General features: G+C 35.6%; 25 protein-coding genes. 16 read left to right on the forward strand and 9 right to left on the reverse strand.

Annotated elements, in window-relative coordinates; genetic code table 11:
• Positions 1 to 120: 120 nt before the first annotated feature.
• From FJR03_RS05590 to FJR03_RS05635, 11 genes are all read left to right on the forward strand, one after another.
• Complete coding sequence (locus tag FJR03_RS05590) at positions 121 to 942, forward strand: flagellar hook-basal body protein (protein ID WP_193114658.1); 822 nt, start codon at positions 121 to 123, stop codon at positions 940 to 942.
• Between the two features lie 23 nt (positions 943 to 965).
• Positions 966 to 1,754: a flagellar basal-body rod protein FlgG gene (gene flgG, locus FJR03_RS05595; protein WP_193114659.1), complete on the forward strand. Its 789-nt coding sequence runs from the start codon at positions 966 to 968 to the stop codon at positions 1,752 to 1,754.
• Between the two features lie 135 nt (positions 1,755 to 1,889).
• Positions 1,890 to 2,396, forward strand: a complete 507-nt coding sequence (locus tag FJR03_RS05600; protein ID WP_193114660.1) for a 3-isopropylmalate dehydratase small subunit — start codon at positions 1,890 to 1,892, stop codon at positions 2,394 to 2,396.
• Positions 2,396 to 3,463 carry a 3-isopropylmalate dehydrogenase gene (leuB, locus tag FJR03_RS05605; RefSeq protein ID WP_193114661.1) on the forward strand — a complete coding sequence of 356 codons (1,068 nt, stop codon included), beginning with the start codon at positions 2,396 to 2,398 and terminating at the stop codon, positions 3,461 to 3,463. The genes FJR03_RS05600 and leuB overlap by 1 nt, the downstream gene beginning before the upstream one ends.
• Before the next feature lie 7 nt (positions 3,464 to 3,470).
• Complete coding sequence (locus FJR03_RS05610; protein ID WP_193114662.1) at positions 3,471 to 3,719, forward strand: tetratricopeptide repeat protein; 249 nt, start codon at positions 3,471 to 3,473, stop codon at positions 3,717 to 3,719.
• Positions 3,710 to 4,060, forward strand: coding sequence for a CiaD-like domain-containing protein (locus tag FJR03_RS05615; RefSeq protein WP_193114663.1), 351 nt, complete (start codon positions 3,710 to 3,712; stop codon positions 4,058 to 4,060). The genes FJR03_RS05610 and FJR03_RS05615 overlap by 10 nt, the downstream gene beginning before the upstream one ends.
• A 1-nt stretch (position 4,061) precedes the next feature.
• Complete coding sequence (gene purU / locus FJR03_RS05620; protein WP_193114664.1) at positions 4,062 to 4,895, forward strand: formyltetrahydrofolate deformylase; 834 nt, start codon at positions 4,062 to 4,064, stop codon at positions 4,893 to 4,895.
• 2 nt (positions 4,896 to 4,897) lie between these two features.
• The gene (locus FJR03_RS05625; RefSeq protein ID WP_193114665.1) at positions 4,898 to 5,368 is read left to right on the forward strand and encodes a tRNA (cytidine(34)-2'-O)-methyltransferase; all 471 of its coding nucleotides are present in this window, start codon (positions 4,898 to 4,900) and stop codon (positions 5,366 to 5,368) included.
• Between the two features lie 3 nt (positions 5,369 to 5,371).
• On the forward strand, positions 5,372 to 5,497 hold the full coding sequence (locus FJR03_RS11745) for a hypothetical protein (RefSeq protein ID WP_255524258.1): 126 nt from the start codon (positions 5,372 to 5,374) through the stop codon (positions 5,495 to 5,497).
• Positions 5,498 to 5,792: 295 nt separating this feature from the next.
• Positions 5,793 to 6,449: a LexA family transcriptional regulator gene (locus FJR03_RS05630; RefSeq protein WP_193114666.1), complete on the forward strand. Its 657-nt coding sequence runs from the start codon at positions 5,793 to 5,795 to the stop codon at positions 6,447 to 6,449.
• 9 nt (positions 6,450 to 6,458) lie between these two features.
• Entirely contained in the window at positions 6,459 to 7,784 is a 1,326-nt protein-coding gene (locus FJR03_RS05635; protein WP_193114667.1) for an SH3 domain-containing C40 family peptidase, read from the forward strand.
• A 3-nt stretch (positions 7,785 to 7,787) separates the two neighbouring features.
• On the opposite strand, the gene FJR03_RS05640 is transcribed toward FJR03_RS05635, so the two are convergent.
• Both FJR03_RS05640 and FJR03_RS05645 read right to left on the reverse strand, forming a co-directional pair.
• Entirely contained in the window at positions 7,788 to 8,096 is a 309-nt protein-coding gene (locus FJR03_RS05640; RefSeq protein ID WP_193114668.1) for a flagellar basal body rod C-terminal domain-containing protein, read from the reverse strand.
• Positions 8,097 to 8,159: 63 nt separating this feature from the next.
• Complete coding sequence (locus FJR03_RS05645; RefSeq protein ID WP_193114669.1) at positions 8,160 to 9,359, reverse strand: tetrahydrodipicolinate N-succinyltransferase N-terminal domain-containing protein; 1,200 nt, start codon at positions 9,357 to 9,359, stop codon at positions 8,160 to 8,162.
• Between the two features lie 77 nt (positions 9,360 to 9,436).
• Here FJR03_RS05645 and FJR03_RS05650 point away from each other — a divergent pair, with 77 nt between their 5' ends.
• Both FJR03_RS05650 and FJR03_RS05655 read left to right on the forward strand, forming a co-directional pair.
• Positions 9,437 to 9,943 carry an ankyrin repeat domain-containing protein gene (locus FJR03_RS05650; protein ID WP_193114670.1) on the forward strand — a complete coding sequence of 169 codons (507 nt, stop codon included), beginning with the start codon at positions 9,437 to 9,439 and terminating at the stop codon, positions 9,941 to 9,943.
• A gap of 20 nt (positions 9,944 to 9,963) precedes the next feature.
• Complete coding sequence (locus tag FJR03_RS05655; protein ID WP_226962190.1) at positions 9,964 to 10,332, forward strand: YkvA family protein; 369 nt, start codon at positions 9,964 to 9,966, stop codon at positions 10,330 to 10,332.
• 18 nt (positions 10,333 to 10,350) lie between these two features.
• Here FJR03_RS05655 and FJR03_RS05660 read toward each other — a convergent pair whose 3' ends face one another.
• From FJR03_RS05660 to FJR03_RS05675, 4 genes are all read right to left on the reverse strand, one after another.
• Positions 10,351 to 10,542 (reverse strand): hypothetical protein, encoded by a 192-nt coding sequence (locus FJR03_RS05660; RefSeq protein ID WP_193114671.1) that lies wholly within the window; start codon positions 10,540 to 10,542, stop codon positions 10,351 to 10,353.
• An 11-nt stretch (positions 10,543 to 10,553) separates the two neighbouring features.
• The gene (locus tag FJR03_RS05665) at positions 10,554 to 11,177 is read right to left on the reverse strand and encodes a DUF6166 domain-containing protein (RefSeq protein WP_193114672.1); all 624 of its coding nucleotides are present in this window, start codon (positions 11,175 to 11,177) and stop codon (positions 10,554 to 10,556) included.
• A 186-nt stretch (positions 11,178 to 11,363) separates the two neighbouring features.
• Positions 11,364 to 12,095: a competence/damage-inducible protein A gene (locus tag FJR03_RS05670; protein WP_193114673.1), complete on the reverse strand. Its 732-nt coding sequence runs from the start codon at positions 12,093 to 12,095 to the stop codon at positions 11,364 to 11,366.
• A 26-nt stretch (positions 12,096 to 12,121) separates the two neighbouring features.
• Positions 12,122 to 12,718, reverse strand: coding sequence for a DUF2238 domain-containing protein (locus FJR03_RS05675; RefSeq protein ID WP_193114674.1), 597 nt, complete (start codon positions 12,716 to 12,718; stop codon positions 12,122 to 12,124).
• Between the two features lie 114 nt (positions 12,719 to 12,832).
• Between FJR03_RS05675 and FJR03_RS05680 the strand changes: the two genes are divergently transcribed.
• The 3 genes from FJR03_RS05680 to FJR03_RS05690 all read left to right on the forward strand — a co-directional run bounded on the left by FJR03_RS05680 (position 12,833) and on the right by FJR03_RS05690 (position 14,683).
• On the forward strand, positions 12,833 to 13,105 hold the full coding sequence (locus FJR03_RS05680) for a hypothetical protein (RefSeq protein ID WP_193114675.1): 273 nt from the start codon (positions 12,833 to 12,835) through the stop codon (positions 13,103 to 13,105).
• Positions 13,106 to 13,172: 67 nt separating this feature from the next.
• On the forward strand, positions 13,173 to 13,823 hold the full coding sequence (gene adk, locus FJR03_RS05685; RefSeq protein WP_193114676.1) for an adenylate kinase: 651 nt from the start codon (positions 13,173 to 13,175) through the stop codon (positions 13,821 to 13,823).
• An 8-nt stretch (positions 13,824 to 13,831) separates the two neighbouring features.
• On the forward strand, positions 13,832 to 14,683 hold the full coding sequence (locus FJR03_RS05690) for a patatin-like phospholipase family protein (protein ID WP_193114677.1): 852 nt from the start codon (positions 13,832 to 13,834) through the stop codon (positions 14,681 to 14,683).
• A gap of 19 nt (positions 14,684 to 14,702) precedes the next feature.
• Here the strand turns inward: FJR03_RS05690 and FJR03_RS05695 are convergent, their stop codons facing one another.
• The 3 genes from FJR03_RS05695 to aspS all read right to left on the reverse strand — a co-directional run bounded on the left by FJR03_RS05695 (position 14,703) and on the right by aspS (position 17,993).
• Positions 14,703 to 15,530 carry a hypothetical protein gene (locus FJR03_RS05695; protein WP_193114678.1) on the reverse strand — a complete coding sequence of 276 codons (828 nt, stop codon included), beginning with the start codon at positions 15,528 to 15,530 and terminating at the stop codon, positions 14,703 to 14,705.
• A gap of 136 nt (positions 15,531 to 15,666) precedes the next feature.
• Entirely contained in the window at positions 15,667 to 16,236 is a 570-nt protein-coding gene (locus FJR03_RS05700) for an adenylate kinase (RefSeq protein WP_193114679.1), read from the reverse strand.
• On the reverse strand, positions 16,236 to 17,993 hold the full coding sequence (aspS, locus tag FJR03_RS05705) for an aspartate--tRNA ligase (RefSeq protein ID WP_193114769.1): 1,758 nt from the start codon (positions 17,991 to 17,993) through the stop codon (positions 16,236 to 16,238). The genes FJR03_RS05700 and aspS overlap by 1 nt, the downstream gene beginning before the upstream one ends.
• Positions 17,994 to 18,042: the final 49 nt, after the last annotated feature.

Here is an 18,042-nt window from a genome sequence, read left to right on the forward strand (position 1 = left end):
GGATTATACCGAAATTTCTTTAATCTAACCTTTTTAAGATATAAGAAAAATTTACTTTTTATTATTGGAACACCGTTTGCTTTAACCAAGAAAATATTGAACAAATCATGAGGAAAGTGTATGCAAACAGGGTATTACAGTTCTGCTGCCGGAATGGTCACGCAGTTTAACAGACTCGATACGATCGCAAATAACTTGGCAAATGTAAATACGGCAGGCTATAAAGAAGAAACTTTGGTAGTTGGTGATTTTATGCGTGTACTTAAAGAAGCGCGAGATGAACTGCCAAATGCAAATCAGACAAAAGAGGGTGCAGCTTTTTTAAACCGTACACTCACAAAAGCACCGCAGGTTGTAGATAGTTTTACAGACTTTTCTGTAGGTGATTTGGCAAAAACTTCAAATACTCTTGATTTTGCACTCTCTAAAGATGATCTCTTTTTTGCGGTAAGAACACCTCAGGGGATCAGACTTACACGTGATGGTTCTTTCTCTTTAAATCCTGAAGGAAAACTTATCAATAAACAGGGGTATGAAGTTTTAGGCGAAGATTACCAAACTTCAAACGAAGGGATTAGATTTGCTCAAGATGATGCTGTTATAAAAGCTGATAAAAACGGTCAAATATACACAAGTGTTCCTGGCAGTTTAAATATGGTTGCCGGACAAAAACTTTTAGTAGTACAGCCTGACAGTATTAAAGAATTAAAAAAAGATGGTGATAATCTTTACAAATTAGATAATTTAGAGAGTTTGGATGTTATTAATAACAGTGGTGCCGTAGCACAGGGATTTGTTGAAAAAAGTAATGTAAATGCCGTGAAAATGATGACGGGATTGATTGAAACAAACAGACTGATTGGGATGTATCAAAAAGCTATGGATACGCAGATGAATGATATGAACAAAGACGCAATTGAAAAAATTGCTAAAAGAGCTTAATTTAAGGTAAGGGGAAAAAGATTATGATGCAATCATTACATACAGCTTCTACAGGAATGCTGGGGATGCAACTACAAATAGACACAACAGCGAACAACATTGCCAATGTAAACACAATTGGTTTTAAAAAGTCTCGTGCAGAGTTTGCTGATCTTATGTATCGTACAATGGAATATGCCGGTACTGCAACAAGTGATACGACACAAAGCCCGACAGGGATTGAAGTGGGGCTTGGTGTTCGTCCAACTGCGGTAAACAAGATCTTTACAGAGGGTTCTCTAAAACAAACTGACAATCCTTTAGATATTTCGATCACTGGAAACGGATTCTTTAAAATGGAACTTCCAGACGGAACGGAAGTATACTCTAGAAACGGTGCGTTCAAACGTGATCAAAACGGTACTATCGTAAACTCTGACGGATATAAACTTATCCCTGAGATTGTAATTCCGGAAGATGCTACAGATGTTAGTATCGGTACGGATGGTACTGTAAGTGTTGTTCAAGCAGGCCAAACACAGGCTACGATAGTTGGACAAATCAATACTACCGCTTTTATTAACCCTGCAGGTCTTCACTCAATGGGTGATAACCTTTATGTGGAAACTGATGCTTCGGGTCAGCCTGTTGATGGTACGCCGGGACAAAATGGTCTGGGTGTAATCCGTCAAGGTTTTGTAGAACTGAGTAATGTTGAGCTTGTAGTTGAGTTAACGGACTTAATTACAGGTCAAAGAGCGTACGATGCTAACTCAAAAATCATCACAACTAGTGATGAAATGTTGCAAACTGTAAATAATTTAAAACGTTAATAAACCCCTAAAATAGCATTGATACTTTTTAATATCAATGCTTCTTGCCTAAATTTAACACAAAAGTTTAAAGAACTTACAATCACATTTTCGGTATAATCGCGAAATTATTTAACTAAAATAGTAGGAATTTATATGCAAAAAGCAAACATAAATGGAAAAGTTTGGAGATTTGGTAAAGATATCGATACAGATTTAATTATCGCTGCGCGTTATCTAAATACTTCAGATCCGAAAGAACTTGCAAAACATGTTATGGAAGATGCAGATCCAGAATTTGTAAATAAAATGAGTGTTGGCGACGTTATAGTAGCTGATGAAAACTTTGGTTGTGGTAGTTCTCGTGAACACGCACCAATCGCACTAAAAGCTGCTGGAGTTGCTGCAGTTGTTGCTCCGACATTTGCAAGAATTTTTTACCGTAATGCTTTTAATATGGGACTTCCTATATTTGAATTACCAGAAGCAAGTGAAATTAATGAAGGTGATAAAATCTCTATCGATATGGATAAAGGGACAATCACAAATGAAACAACAAACAAAACATATAACTTCACTCCAATCCCACCTTTCATGCAAGAGCTAATCGATGCAGGTGGACTTATGAGTTTTGCACAAAAAGAGATTGAGGAAGGAAAATAATGAAATCTTACAAAATAGCATTAATCAAAGGTGACGGTATCGGTCCTGAGATCGTAGACGAGGCTGTTAAAGTTTTAGATGCAGTAGCTTCATGTTCAGGGTTCAGTTTAACATACGATGAACTTTTAATGGGTGGTGTAGCTTACGATATTACTGGTGATCCGTTACCACAAGAGACTATTTCAGGCTCATTAAACTCTGATGCTGTACTTTTTGGTGCAATCGGTGGAGAAAAATGGGATTCTTTACCTCGTGAAAAACGTCCTGAAAGCGGTCTTTTACGTTTTAGAAAAGAGCTTGGGGTATATGCTAACTTACGTCCGGCAGTTGTATATGATGAACTTGCAAATGCATCATCATTAAAGCCTGAGATCGTAAAAGGTGTTGATCTTATGGTTGTTCGTGAGCTAATCGGTGGTATCTACTTCGGTGAGCCTAAAGGGCGTGACGAAAACAAAGGGTGGAACACTATGGTGTACACTAAAGACGAAATCGTACGTATCGCTCATCAAGCATTTAAAATCGCTATGACAAGACAAAAAAGAGTATGTTCAATCGATAAAGCAAACGTACTTGACGTTTCTCAGCTTTGGAGAGAGACTGTAGAGGAAGTGGCTAAAGAGTACCCAGAAGTAGAACTTTCTCATATGTATGTTGATAATGCTGCTATGCAACTTATCCGTGATCCAAAACAGTTCGACGTAATGCTTACAGGAAACATTTTTGGAGATATTTTATCTGATGAAGCTTCAATGCTTTCTGGTTCAATTGGATTATTACCGTCAGCTTCAGTTGGTGCTAAAATCGGTGTATATGAGCCGATCCACGGTTCAGCTCCAGATATCGCAGGTCAAGGGATTGCAAATCCAATCGCTACAATTGCATCTGCATCTATGATGTTGCGTTATGCACTTAATGAACAAGAAGCGGCAGATAAAGTTGATGCTGCTATTAAAAGAGCTCTTAGTGAAGGGTATAGAACAGGCGATCTTGCTCAGTTTGATGCAAAAGAGGTTTGTTCAACTTCAGAGATGGGTTCTATCATCGCTAACTATATAGTAAAGTAAATAGTAAATGCAGACATTAACTTTAGCAAATATCTATGAACTACAGGGTTTAAAGGAGGAAGCTTTAGAGATCTATAAAGAGATTCTCAAAAAAGATCCTTCCAACTCTGAAGCAAAAATTGCTATAAGAAGATTGTCTGGTGTAAGAAAAAAATTTTTAAAAGTAAATACTCAAATGAAAGAGTTTTTTGTAAAGATGGATACTGATGTTGAGTTTAAAGAGTTTGAAAGGTGGTTACTAAAAGCATGGAACTAAAAGATATGATATTATCAACTTTAGAGGAGATAGAGGAAGAAGTTTCACCTATCGATGCTCTAAAAAAAGAGGAAACTGCTTATAAAACTTTTGAACCTACAGAAAACGTAATTTCCACTAAAGAAACAGAGGAAGCAAACTCTACAAAGATGAATGTTGTAGATAATGAGCTGTTATTTTTAAAATCGATTAGAGAAAGACTATTAGTGCTTTTTGAAGGGTTTCAGGCTCCAAACAATGCCAATTTAGAAGCAAAAATAGATATGACACTTAACTTTTTAGAGTACACTCTTGCAACAATTGATGAAAGAGTAAAAGTTTTAGAAAAGGATAAAATATAAAATGAAATATCGCGTTTTAATAGATGCAAACGATGAAAAAGGTTTGGTACATAAAGTATCGAGTGTCTTTTTTAATTACGATCTAAATATTTTATCAAACAGTGAATTTGTTGACAAAGAGAGCAACAAGTTTTTTATGCGTAGTGTTGTTGACGGCGATGTAGATAAAAATGAGCTTTCAAATGCAATAGCAGAAGTACTTCCTAAAAACTCTAGTGTAAAAGTGATCGAGCCTAAGAAAAAAAACATCATTATTATGGCGACAAAAGAGCTGCATGCACTTGGTGATATTTTAGTTCGTCATGAAGCAGGGGAGTTAGAAGCAAATATTTTAGGTGTAGTATCGAACTATGATGCCTTAGAGCCTTTTGTATCTAAGTTTAATATCCCATATATCACTGTTTCTCACGAGGGATTAGAGCGTGCTGAGCATGAGACTAAGATCATTGAAGCAATTAATAGCTTTGAAGATGTTGACTATATTGTTTTAGCAAAATATATGAGAATTTTAACTCCAAGATTTGTAGAAGCGTTTGAAGATAAGATTATCAATATTCACCACTCTTTCTTACCTGCGTTTATCGGTGCAAACCCATATAAACAAGCGTACGATCGCGGTGTTAAGATCATCGGGGCTACGGCACACTTTGTAAACAATAATCTTGATGAAGGGCCGATCATCGCTCAAGATACTATTCATGTAAACCATGCACATAGTTGGAGAGATATGCAGAAAAACGGTAGAGATGTTGAAAAAGTAGTACTTTCTCGTGCATTAAAACTTGCATTAGAAGATCGTATCTTTATTTATGCAAATAGAACGGTTATCTTTTAGTCATGGCATTTAATTTAGTTCTTGTACATCCTCAGATCCCAAATAATACGGGTGCAATAGGTCGTCTTTGTGTAAATGCAGGGGCAAGCCTGCACCTTATTAAACCGATTGGATTTGATATAGATGAAAAAGCGGTACGTCGTGCCGGACTTGATTACTGGGATAAGCTGGATCTGCATGTTTGGGAGTCATTAGAGCATTTTTTTGAAAATAATGAGATTACGGACAATGCATACTTTGCAACTACAAAAACAGATAAGCCTTACTTTGAAGCAACATTCAAAGATGGTGATTATATCTTTTTTGGTAGTGAAACAGCAGGAATTCCTGAAGATGTATTGAACAAGTACAAGACGCAATGTGTAACTATCCCTATGACAAAAGATGGAAGAAGTTTAAATCTTGCAATTAGTACCGGTATCGTTTTATATGATGCTATTAGACAAACATACGACACATTCCCTAAGGCTTAAGAGATGACTGTTTTAGATACTATAATGGTTATAGCTTTTATCGGCTTTATGGTATTTATATTTGGCGGTTACCACAAAACAAAATTTAAACAAAGAGAAGAACAAGAGAAAAAAAAGAAAGATTCTTAAAATATCTTCTCTGCCCATACTTCCATTTTATTTTCAAAACGCTCAAAAAAACTTTCTGCTCTTTTTATAATAATAGACATTTTCAACCCCTTTTTGGTGTAAACATTCTTGACGAGCAAACACTTAATGTTTAGCCGGAAAGAAATCATGTTTACTCTATTTTTTGATCTGAATTGAAAAAATATTACATCACTGAGAAATAAAAATATAAAAATATGTCAATTTGTCATAAAAATATTGATTTTTTCAAAAAAATTGAATATACTACTCCTATATAAATCAAAAAGGAGTCAATATGAATAGTTTTTCTGATATAGTAGAAGAGATAAAAAGTATATTATCTTCAGAATTCTCTCCAAAGAAAGTTTTTGATAAAGATGTTGCAGAGTCGATTGGAATCTCTCAAATGAACTTTGCAACAATGAAAAGACGCAATAAGATACCTTTTGGTGAATTGTTGGACTTTTGTGCACGGAGAAGTATCTCTATTAACTGGTTACTTTACGGACAATCACCTGAAAGTTTGGTTGGCCCTACAAATAACTATATGATCAAGTATTTTACAGATATTAACGCAAGTGCCGGCGGTGGTAGCGATAACGAATTTGAAGAGGTAGAATCGTTAGAGATCCCGCAGCAATTCGTTTTTATGCTTGGAGGTGAACGAGAGCTGCAACATATAGAAGCGATCAATGTAAGCGGTGATTCTATGGAGCCAACTTTTAGCTATAATGATATAGTATTTATTAATAGAAACAAAACTGATATCAATCGCGGCGGTATCTTTACTATAAGAACAGAAGCAGGATTGTTTATTAAACGTATTCAAAAAAGAATTGATGGAAAGATAGATGTAATTTCAGACAATTCTGTTTATAATACACAAACATTAGATCCCCAAGAGATTGAAGTAATAGGGCGAGTAGTTAGCCGTTTTGGGGATGTTGACTAGGAGATTTCTTTGAACTATATTTATTCTGTTGTTGCAGTAATGTTACTCAGTGGCTGTGCACAAAAAGTAGAAGTTACTCAGGAAAAAAAGATTGATACTGCACAACAAAAAGAGATAGTTCAAGAGCTTGTAGAGATTCCTCAAAAGCCAAGTTTTTATACTTCTGGAGTTCAGGAAAAAAAACTTGGAGATATAGAACTATTTATTGGTAAATATTTTAGAGCCTGGAATATAGATAAGATCTCCATTACACAAGAGCAGGCAAAGTGGGCATATGTATACGATAACAATAAGAGTTACGGCTATACGCTCCAACCGATAACAAAAAGCTTCTTCCAAACAATAGATGAAAATTCAAATTATGAAGCATTTTCAACTCTAAACAGATATGCAGTCACTCTAAAGCTTCTCAATGTTAGAGCACTTCCCACAGATAAGCCTGTATTTTTGGATCCTAGCAAAGCAGGTGAGGGGTATCCGTTTGATTACTTGCAAAATACCTCTATAGCTCCAAATAAACCTATATTTGTTTCACACTATTCTAAAGATAAAAAATGGGTTTTTATAGAGTCTAGTTTTGGTTTTGGATGGGTAAAAGCAAAAGATATAGTATTTATTGACCAAAAATACACTCTATTATGGCAAAAAGCACAGCAGATATTTTTGCTTAAAGACAATGAAACTATTTACGATCAAAACGGCAACTATCTTTTTGATTCTCGTGTAGGGATGATGCTTCCGTTGATCGATGAAGATGAGAAGAGCTATACAGTCCTTAGTGTAGCTAAATCAAAAGAGAACGAACCTCTGTTTTTACATTCAAAAATCTCTAAAGAGATAGCTCATAAAGGTATATTAGATTTTAATAGTGACAATGTTGCAGTAATTATGAATGAACTACAAAAAGGAAAATATGGTTGGGGAGGGATCTATGGTCAACGAGACTGCTCTTCAACGCTGAGAGATTTATATACACCTTTTGGTCTTTGGCTTCCAAGAAACTCCTCTGTTCAAAGCTCTATTGGGGATGTAAAGAAACTAGATCTGCTTTCAAATGAAGAAAAAGAGCTCTTTATTAAAGAAAAAGGGATACCCTTTGAGACATTAGTATATAAAAAGGGGCATATTGCTTTGTATGTGGGGACATACAACGATCAAGCTATTATCTTTCAAAATGTTTGGGGTGTAAAGACAAAAAAAGATGAAAATGAGGGAAGATTTTTGATAGCTAAACCGGTTTTTAGTACTTTAGAAGTTGGAAAGAATCTAAAAGAGTTCGATCCTGATGCTTCGATGCTTAGCAAACTTCAAAGCATTAACCATCTTTTAGAATAAAGTTTATGCTTTGATATCGAGTAAAGTTCCCATAACATCGTCTTGAGCTTTAATAGCTACGACATTTGCTTCTGTTGAGCGTTGTGCTACCATTTCATTTGGAATTTCTCGAGAAAGATCTGTTTGACTTTTCTCTGAACCCGTATTATCTGCTTGACGTGTTTGCGGTGTAACACTCCCACTTTGATCATTTGTTGCTATGGTACTGTTTGGAACAAACCCATCTGTATTTACATTTGCAACATTATTTGCAGTTGTATTTAAGAGTGTCTGACTCGTTTGAATTGATGAGATGTTATTTGAGATATTCATAGTGCACTCCTTCTTAGTACTATTATAGTACTAAGAAGATAAAAGTTATCTAATAAGAAAATATTAGTGAAGATCAGCGTTAAGTTTGATCTCTCTAGTTGAGCGAGATGCAGTAACCTCACCAGTCATAGAGTTTTGTCTGAAGTGAAGACCGTTAAGACCTGCTAGTTGTTTCCCTTTGAAAACTTCACCTTGAAGTGTCACACCAGAGTTAACTTCGTTGATTTTTGCAAGTTGCTCAGGATAGATACCAACTTTTGTACCTTCTAAGATTGCAATTCCAGCATCGATGATACACGCATCACCTAATGGGATACCACATACAGAGTTAGCACCTAAAAGACAGTTTTTACCAACAGAGATTGGGTTACCGTCAGTTCCACTTAGAACACCTAAAATAGAAGCACCACCACCAACATCTGAACCGTCACCAACGATAGCAGAAGAAGAGATACGACCTTCAACCATAGATACACCTGTAGTACCTGCATTGAAGTTGATATATGAAGCACCCGGCATTACAGTTGTACCTGCTGCTAGTTGTGCACCAAAACGTACTTTTGAAGTCTCTAAAATACGAGTATTGTCAGCTGGAATGATGTGTTGTAAGAATCTTGGGAATTTATCTACGAAATCAACGTGTGGATATTCACCAGCTAGTTTTAATTCGATCTCAAATTCTCTTAGGTAGTCAAGTTCGATTGGTTTACCGTTTGACCATGCAACATTTGGTAATGCACCAAATGCACCGTTTAGGTTGATGCTACGAAGTTCTACTTTTGCTAAACTCATAGCGTATAGTTTTAGGTAAGTTGCTTCAACGCTCTCTAAAGCAGCATCTTCATAGATAAAACATACTTTGAACTCACCGTCTTTGTAACCGTCGTTGATCATTTGGTTGTAAAGTGCAGATACTACTTGAATGTTTTTGTGTGCATCACCGTAAGCTTCGTCGCTGTATGGTGTAAATGCATTAAGACAAGATTGTAAGAAATCTAAGTTGATGTCAAAAACTTGCTCTTTTTGAGAAAAGTCTACTGTTAAACCTTGATCAGCTAATGCTTGAACAAAAATTGCAGCACTACCGAAGTTCTCATTCCAGTTTACTACCGGATAAGTTGCTTGTAATGCTTTGTCTGGATTTAACTGCCCTAAATCTACTCTTGCAATACCGAATGCTAAAGGATCTTTATACCCTTTCGTATCCTTTTTAATGTTCTCTATTAATGCTTTAAAAGCATCAGTTGTTTCAATAACTTCCATATTATTTCCCGCTTAATTAATTTATTGGTGCAATTATAATTAAAAATTACTAATGAGAATTGATATATACTTTTAGCATGAATAGTAAATGGACAGAATTATTAAATAACGACGATTTTCTTGGTATAAAAAAATACCTAAAAACAGATGGTGACATCTCTGAAGTAAATGATGCAGGGGAGGGAGTACTTGCTTGTGCCATTCGTGCACGATGTGATTTTGACACACTTATGCTTTTAATTGAGTTTGGAGCAGACCCGTTTGACTTTGACGATGAGGGTGTAAGTGTATTTGATATTGCAATCACATACGATAATAGAGAGATAGTTAAATATTTAATCGAAAAAGGTCGGGATGTAAATCAAACGACGCGAAGAAGCGGTTTTACACCGTTGATGGCTGCTGCTTGTTACGGTAGGGCAGAGATCGCAAAAATATTGGTTGAAAACGGTGTGAACCAAGATGCAAAGGATTCTAAAGGTTTTACTGCTGCAGACTTTGCAAGGAAGATGAATAAAAAATCTGTTTTAGAAGTTCTAGATTATGATGAGGATACACCAAAAAATACTAATTACGCAAGATAAAAATAGGGGAGAGGTTCTGTTTGCAGAAATTAAAAAAATGGGCTAAGAGTCTAAAGCATTATCTTTTTGCACTCTATTTGGCATATCACCATAAAGATGTTCCGTTTTTAGCAAAAACGATCATAGTTATTGTAGTTTCCTATGCCCTTAGCCCAATTGACTTAATTCCAGATTTTATTCCGATTATAGGTTATCTTGATGATTTTATTTTACTGCCGTTAGCGATCTTACTTGCTATAAAGTTGGTACCTGAAGAGATTTGGGAGGAGTGTAAAACAAAAGCACACCAATCAACTTTAAAATCTCTTCCTCGCTCAAAAACAGCGGCATTAGTAGTGATTTTTATTTGGGTAGTTGTAGCGGCTTTGGTTTACAAGTTATTTTTTTAAAAGTTTGAGTAGCACTGTTTACTCAAAAAACTTCCCTTGTTTTTCATTGTCAAGAGGTTTACGTTTCTCTTTCGTAAGCCACTCTTGCAAAAGTGACTCAATCACTTTACTTAAACTCATTTTATATCTTACACGAGAATATTTCATAGCATCATCCCATGTAGCTCTATCTATAAGTAAACTTCTTGTCACTTCATCTTTTGGTTTCAATAATACTCCTTTTACAGTTCTTGTAATAAATTAATAAAGTTTTTGTAGCTATCTACAATTTTTTGATTTTTTTGATTTGCAATATAAAATTCTATCGCTTTTTTCCCAAGTCTTGGGATCTCATTTTTTACAGCCCAGCTTGAAACGGTTCCTTCCGGAACTTCAAGGATTTCGGCTAATTGTTTTTGCGTAATGTTTAACTCTTTACATATATCCTTTACAATATTTGACTTTTGTTTCGTTTGTTTTTTAGTTGAATTTTTTACAGGTTTTTTTACCGATGCAGTTTTTTTTGTTTTAGTCTCTGAATTTTTAAAATCAGTACAATTTTTTTCGATCCATTGTAACACTTCCGATGCACTAATTACCCAATCTCTGGTATTTAAACCTCTTACAATATCTTTTGTATATTGTTGTGCATAAGTTTCGGCTAGTTCTTCATTGCTTAATTGAGCCAACATAGAAAAGGCAAGTTGCATTGCACCTTTACTTTGATTACCCCAGTCAAATCCATTTTTAGATTGCTGATATTGTTCATATCTTGTTGGAAGTTCCAGTTCGCCATATGTAACAAACTTATTTCCAAGCAGTGTCCTATGCCCCTTAAAGACATGGTTGTTCATCGTTATTGCCATTATTTCTCTTATATTTTAAAAGTATAATTATGTTTATGTTCCTCATGTTCTTCAACTTCATCAGATAAAAAAACAACTCTATAAACAACATACGCGAAAGCAAATAGCAAAAAAAGTACCAATAACCAAACTAACATGATAAAAATCCTTGACTAATGATACTTTTAATATCGGTAAGTCTCAGATTTACATTAATTTATAGCTAATATTTTGTTCCTTTAATAGCTGAGTAAACATCTCAAAGTATTTTTCTACCTCTGTAACTTCCTCTCCAATTAAAGAGAGTTCAACATTTGGTTTATTCTCTACAAAGATAGGAAGTGAAGAGAGTTCAACATGATCGGGAACCTTTTTCATAACCGAAATAAGAGTATTTTCGCTTGTATCTGCATAGAGGGTTTTTCTATGTCTTGTGCGAACTTTTGAAAAATGTTGTTTAATAGCGCTACTTAGCATAGGATGCGCCATAGACGGAAATCCCGGGACAAAGAAATAGTGATCATCTAGTGAAAAACCGGACATATTATTTACCGGATTGAAAAGGAGATCTGACTTTGGTGGAAGTTCTGCCATATGGATACGGTGTGGATACGCTTCATCACCAAATCTCTCAATAATATCGGCTAAAAATTTTTGATTTGCCTGTGTAGGTGCATTACGAAATACTTGAGAGGCAATACTACGTGTAAGATCGTCAGGAGTTGAGCCTATCCCTCCAAAAGAGAACATTACACCCTTTGGGTCCTCTTTTATCATCTTATATGTATTTGTAATCAATGTTTCATCATCTTTGATAACTAAAGAGGCAAAGAGTTCATGCCCGAACTTTGCAAGTTCCTGTTTTAAAAACTCAAAATGTTTATCTACTCTTCGACCGTTTAAGATCTCTGTTCCGATTATAACTGCATAAAAATTCATGGGGCAATTATAATCTAAAAGAGGTTTTATTGTAAAGAACTAAGCTGTTTATTATGAAGTTTTGTAAGGGTTATAAGAGCAAGAATCCCGCCTAAAAGTGCGTAGGCCATATCTGATTGTGTATCCCATACATACCCCTGTGTCCCTAAGAAAGCTTCAGCACTGTCTCCGGTTGCCACGGCAACCCACCATTCAACCAGCTCGTATAAACTACTAATTGCCAAAATGATTGAAAGTACTATAAAGTGCAGCCACATCCCGTTTTGCACTACGTTTTTACGCAGAAGTATCTCTCTGGCTACCATAGCAGGAACAAACCCTTGAAAGATATGTCCTATCTTGTCGTAATCATTTCTTTGTGTTCCAAAAAAATCTTTTAGAGAATCAAACAAAGGTACCTCTGCATAGGTATAATGACCACCTACCATTAATACAATACAATGTGCTAATATTAAATAGTATAAAAGCGGTGTTAAGCGAAAAGAGTTATAAGTCAGAAGTAAAACAACCCCGCCAATCAGTGCAGGGGTGACTTCAAGTACCCATGTAAATTGGTCTTTAGGATTAATAAGAGACCATATCAATATTGTCAGGTAGGTGAGTATCCAGAGATATTTATTCATAGAACAAATTATAGCAAACTTCATTGGAAACAAATCAGTAACAATTAGTTTTCTAAGTAACTTTCTAAGTGAAATAAAAGTATAATTTCAAAAATAAACAAAAGAGAGCACAATATGTCATACGCACAAAAGTTAGAAGAACTACTTACACAAAGTGTAATTCCAGATATTAATGATAGACTTGATGAGATATTTGAAGAGATCGCAGATACAAAAGATGCAACTGATGAGGCAAAAGAGGAGATCGAAGAGCTTCGTGAATTTAAAGCTGATCTTGAAGATGTATTAGAAGAGATCCATATGGGTGAAATCGATGAAGAAGAGTGTAAAGAGCTGATCGAAGATATTCAACAAGCACAAAGTCATTATGAAGATGATGAAGAGTAACGATCATATCTTTTTTTAAACTCATTTATATATAATTGCAACTATAAAAATTATTAGGACGAAAAACATGAGAATTATACTACTTGGAGCTCCTGGTGCCGGAAAAGGTACACAAGCTCAATTTTTAACTAAAAAATATAACATCCCTCAAATCTCTACTGGAGATATGCTACGTGCTGCAATCAAAGCTGGTACTGAAATGGGTAAACTTGCAAAAGAAGCTATGGATGCAGGTAAACTTGTAACTGATGAGATCATCATCGGACTTGTAAAAGATCGTATCGCTGAAGATGATTGTAAAAACGGTTACCTTTTAGATGGTTTCCCACGTACACTTGCTCAAGCTGATGCTGTAACTGCTGCAGGTATCCAAATTGATGCAGTAATTGAAATTGATGTAGCTGATGAAGAGATCGTAAAAAGAATGAGCGGACGTCGTGCTCACCTTGCAAGCGGTAGAACATACCATGTTGTTTTCAATCCACCGAAAGTTGAAGGTAAAGACGATGTAACAGGTGAAGATCTAGTACAACGTGATGACGATAAAGAGGAAGTAGTTCTTGATCGTCTTAAAGTTTACCACGATCAAACTGAGCCGTTAATCGGTTACTACAAAGAACAAGCTGCTCAAAACTCAGCTATTAAATATATCACTGTAGACGGTACTGCAGATATTGCAGATGTTGAAAAAGCTATTGTTTCAGGTTTAGCTAACTAAACATCTTTATGACAAAAGATATAGCACTTTATCTTGGAAGTGGCGGAGCAAGGGGTTATGCACATATAGGTGTAATCCGTGAACTTGAACGCCAGGGCTACAATATAAAGTTTATATCCGGTTCATCTATGGGTGCGCTCATAGGTGGGCTTTATGCTTCTGGAAAACTTGACCTCTACGAAGAATGGGTTTTAAACCTTGATCCACTTGATGTTCTTAAACTTGTCGACTTTAGTTTTAAAAAGGGTGGCATAATTGAAGGTGAGAAGGTTTTTAATGTTATAGCAGATATGATAGGCAAGCCCAATATTGAAGAGTTATCTATCCCTTACGTTGCTATCGCAACAGATATCAAATCGAAACAACCTTACTACTTTACAAAAGGTTCCCTTGTTGAAGCAATTCGTGCTTCAGTAGCAATTCCGACACTTTTTACACCTGTAATGAAAGAGGATATGGTCCTTGTTGACGGTGGAGTTTGTAACCCTTTAGGTATAGTAGAACCCAATGATAGTTCTCTTTATACTATTGCTGTAGATCTAAGCGGTGATGAGGGAATAAACAAAGAGTTTCAACTGCCAAACGGTGATAAAAATCAATTTGTAAGAAAAATACGTGATTATTTTCAAGCAAAAAAAGTTGTAAATCAAAAAATAAATTCTGTACAGATTATTCAAGATTCAATAGAGACAATGCAAAAAATAATTGCTGATGCCCATTTAGAAAAGCAAGAACCCGATTTAACTATCTCTATACCGGGAAATTTATGTGAATTTTACGAGTTTCATAAAGCAGAAGAGGTGATTCATTACGGAAGAGAGTCTGCCAAGTTTTCTCTTTTAAAAAGCTTTCCATCTTAAAAACAATCTATTGAGGAGTTTATATTTCTTTAATAGCTTTGGCTAACTCATTCTCTTTTTCTTTATTCAACATTTTGTCTGCTTCTTCTATAAATTCAATTTGTTGCTGCGTTACAAGTTGTTCTTCTTGTTTTTGTATCTGTATCTCTGCATAGGCTCTTTCAAGGGCTTCTTTTAATTTTTGAGCAGATTCTTTTAGTTCAGGGGATGAATAACCTTCGGCTGGAGGGTTAATTGTCTGATTTATTTTATCCATTATGTCTAAAAAAGTGAGTGTTTTGGGAACATAAGGTTTTGAAAGAGTTTCTTCAATAAATTCTCTTATATCAAAACTGGCATGTTTTTGCATCTCATCTATTTCGGAGTCAGACATTTGGCTAAGATGCTCAGCAATTTGGCGTTTTGTATACTCCTCGTTTAATTGAAATGAGATCGTCATAACGGCCATCATATCGTCACCCATGGCATTGATTGCTTTTACCCATGCTTTTTTTGCATCATCATCCATGTTTTGAGGAATCATCGGCAAAGTCTTAGCCAATCCATCTTCTGTTACACCGTCATTGTTCCAGTCATATCTTTCATAGTTATGTACAAGAAGGTTATAAGCCCCTTCATTACTGAGAGAATCCAAATCAGAAGGGCTAAAGCCTATTGAAAATTGTTCATTTCTCGAAAGTGAGTTAATAAAATCTTTTGCTGTATCCACTTTTACATCAGCTTTTTTTGCTTTTTCATATACAGCTTCAAATGTCAAAGCATTCTTCCTGCTATCTTCTGCATTTTGATAAATATTTAACTCTTTGACAATGCTGACATGGTTTACGTAGTCTGTTGAAGTTTCCATAATGACAACCTTAAATGAAAAATAACATTTACTGTTTTTATAGATTAAAGCAAAAATAGTGCCAAGTGATTTGAGATAAATATAAGAAGGGAGGAGGGGGATAAACAAAACAAGAAGTTTTGTTTATTGATTAAACTTAGATTCTCGCTTTTAGAAAGCTTTCCATTTCAGAAACAATCTCATCAATAGTTCCTTCTCCGGAAATAACTTTTAGCAGGTCTTTTTCTTTGTAGAAGTCACGGATCTCTTCAAGCGGACCCATATATACTTTCATACGGTTGTCAAACACTTCATTATTGTCATCTTCACCGCGAGCACGTCCTAAAACTCTATCACGTGCAGTTTCTTCACTTACTTCAACTTCAATAACACTTGTAAGTCTTACATCGGGAGTATTTTGAAGGTATGTATCTAATTCCATCATCTGCTCAATACTTCTAGGGTATCCGTCAATAATAACAATATCATTTTCAGAAGCTTTGATCGCATTTACAATTGTTTCAATTACAATTTTTATAGGAACGATTTCACCTTTAGAGATATATTGGTTGATCTCTTGACCACGCGGAGTGTTACGGGCAACTTCAGCTCTTAACATATCTCCTGTAGAGTAGTGTGAAATCTGTTCATTATTTTTAGCAATCAGCTCAGCATCAGTTGTTTTACCGGAGCCTGGAGCCCCGATGATTAGAAACAGTTTTTTCATTACGCTTTAACTTGTTCGCGGATTCTGATATGTAAGTCTCTTAGTTGCTCATTGTCAACTTGAGATGGAGCTTCAGTTAAGATACAAGAAGCTTTTTGTGTTTTAGGGAATGCGATAACGTCACGAATTGATGATTTTTTAGTAATAAGCATCATAAGTCTGTCAAAACCGATAGCAAAACCACCGTGTGGAGGTGCACCGAATTTTAATGCATCTAGTAAGAAACCGAATTTCTCTCTAGCTTCTTCGTCAGAGATTCCAAGAAGTTTAAAGATCTCAGCTTGAACTTCCTCTTTATGGATACGGATAGAACCACCACCAAGCTCAACACCGTTAAGTACGATATCGTAAGCGATAGATTCAATATCTTCTACATCGTCTTTATCTGTATCTTTTGGCATTGTAAATGGGTGGTGAAGTGCTTTAACGCGTCCATCTTCAACTTCAAACATCGGGAAGTCTACTACCCATAAAAATTCATATTTGTTTGGATCTACAAGATTCATTTTTTCATGCTCAGCAATGAAAATTCTTAGTCTTCCCATATAATCCCATACAGTTTTTTTATCACCTGCACCGAAGAATACTACGTCGCCAATTTCCATACCTAATCTATCGATTAACAGTTGAATATCCTCTTCACTGAAGAATTTAGTAAGTGGACCTTTAAGACCGTCTTCTTTCATTTGGAAGTAACCAAGACCTTGTGCACCGAACTTACGTACATAGTCTTCAAAAGATTTCATTTCACGTTTAGAGAATACTAAGTCAGCACCAGGAACTTTAAGTGCTTTAATACGGTTTACGTGTGGTTTTTTAGCGATATTTGTAAAGATCTCATTGTCACATCTCTCGAAAATATCGATAACGTCAACCATCTCAAGACCATATCTCATATCTGGTTTGTCTGAACCGTATTTTTCCATAGCATCTTTGTGTGTCATGCGGTTAAACGGAGCTGTTACTTCGATGTCACATGCTTTAAACATTGCAACGATTAGATCTTCTGCAACTTTAATAACCTCTTCTTGATCACAGAAACTCATCTCAACGTCTATTTGAGTAAATTCCGGTTGACGATCAGCACGTAAATCTTCATCACGGAAACATTTAGCGATCTGGAAGTATCTATCGAATCCACCAACCATTAAAAGCTGTTTGAATAGCTGTGGTGATTGTGGAAGTGCATAAAATTCACCATTGTGTACACGAGACGGTACTAGGTAATCTCTTGCACCTTCCGGAGTAGATTTAGTTAAAATTGGAGTTTCAACCTCTAAGAAACCGTTTTCATCTAAGATGTTTCTTGCTGCGATTGCTGCTTTTGAACGAAGACGGAATGCTTCATACATTGATTGATCACGAAGTTCTAAATAACGATATTTTAAAGTTGTTTCTTCACCAACTTTTTTATCTCCGATTACAAATGGAAGTGGAGCTGACTTGTTTTCAATAACAAGTTCATCAACAACTATCTCTATAGCACCAGTTTTAAGACGTGGGTTTGTTAAACCTTCACCACGAAGACGTACCTTACCTTTAGCTACTAAAACGTACTCGTCTCTAACACTATCAGCAATCTTATGAGCTTCTGCGCTATCCTCTGGATCACATGTAAGCTGGATAAGTCCAGTCTTGTCACGTAAATCTATAAATATAATACCACCGTGGTCACGGTAACTGTTTGCCCAACCAACAACAGTAACCTCTTGACCGACATTTGTTTCGTTTAAATCTGTACAGTAATGAGTTCTCAACATAGAGTCCTATCTAAAAATATTTTCGCGATTATATCGAAATAGTGTA

This window comes from Sulfurimonas marina (assembly GCF_014905095.1).
GTDB lineage: Bacteria > Campylobacterota > Campylobacteria > Campylobacterales > Sulfurimonadaceae > Sulfurimonas > Sulfurimonas marina.

Coding starts and splice junctions, on each gene's coding strand:
- FJR03_RS05600 (WP_193114660.1), top strand. CDS start 1,890: ATGCAAAAAGCAAACATAAATGGAAAAGTTTGGAGATTTGGTAAAGAT.
- flgG (WP_193114659.1), top strand. CDS start 966: ATGATGCAATCATTACATACAGCTTCTACAGGAATGCTGGGGATGCAA.
- purU (WP_193114664.1), top strand. CDS start 4,062: ATGAAATATCGCGTTTTAATAGATGCAAACGATGAAAAAGGTTTGGTA.
- FJR03_RS05665 (WP_193114672.1), bottom strand. CDS start 11,177: ATGGCAATAACGATGAACAACCATGTCTTTAAGGGGCATAGGACACTG.
- FJR03_RS05675 (WP_193114674.1), bottom strand. CDS start 12,718: ATGAATAAATATCTCTGGATACTCACCTACCTGACAATATTGATATGG.
- FJR03_RS05680 (WP_193114675.1), top strand. CDS start 12,833: ATGTCATACGCACAAAAGTTAGAAGAACTACTTACACAAAGTGTAATT.
- FJR03_RS05700 (WP_193114679.1), bottom strand. CDS start 16,236: ATGAAAAAACTGTTTCTAATCATCGGGGCTCCAGGCTCCGGTAAAACA.
- leuB (WP_193114661.1), top strand. CDS start 2,396: ATGAAATCTTACAAAATAGCATTAATCAAAGGTGACGGTATCGGTCCT.
- FJR03_RS05630 (WP_193114666.1), top strand. CDS start 5,793: ATGAATAGTTTTTCTGATATAGTAGAAGAGATAAAAAGTATATTATCT.
- FJR03_RS05615 (WP_193114663.1), top strand. CDS start 3,710: ATGGAACTAAAAGATATGATATTATCAACTTTAGAGGAGATAGAGGAA.
- FJR03_RS05695 (WP_193114678.1), bottom strand. CDS start 15,530: ATGGAAACTTCAACAGACTACGTAAACCATGTCAGCATTGTCAAAGAG.
- FJR03_RS05590 (WP_193114658.1), top strand. CDS start 121: ATGCAAACAGGGTATTACAGTTCTGCTGCCGGAATGGTCACGCAGTTT.
- FJR03_RS05645 (WP_193114669.1), bottom strand. CDS start 9,359: ATGGAAGTTATTGAAACAACTGATGCTTTTAAAGCATTAATAGAGAAC.
- FJR03_RS05640 (WP_193114668.1), bottom strand. CDS start 8,096: ATGAATATCTCAAATAACATCTCATCAATTCAAACGAGTCAGACACTC.
- FJR03_RS05610 (WP_193114662.1), top strand. CDS start 3,471: ATGCAGACATTAACTTTAGCAAATATCTATGAACTACAGGGTTTAAAG.
- adk (WP_193114676.1), top strand. CDS start 13,173: ATGAGAATTATACTACTTGGAGCTCCTGGTGCCGGAAAAGGTACACAA.
- FJR03_RS05625 (WP_193114665.1), top strand. CDS start 4,898: ATGGCATTTAATTTAGTTCTTGTACATCCTCAGATCCCAAATAATACG.
- FJR03_RS05690 (WP_193114677.1), top strand. CDS start 13,832: ATGACAAAAGATATAGCACTTTATCTTGGAAGTGGCGGAGCAAGGGGT.
- FJR03_RS05670 (WP_193114673.1), bottom strand. CDS start 12,095: ATGAATTTTTATGCAGTTATAATCGGAACAGAGATCTTAAACGGTCGA.
- FJR03_RS05650 (WP_193114670.1), top strand. CDS start 9,437: ATGAATAGTAAATGGACAGAATTATTAAATAACGACGATTTTCTTGGT.
- FJR03_RS11745 (WP_255524258.1), top strand. CDS start 5,372: ATGACTGTTTTAGATACTATAATGGTTATAGCTTTTATCGGCTTTATG.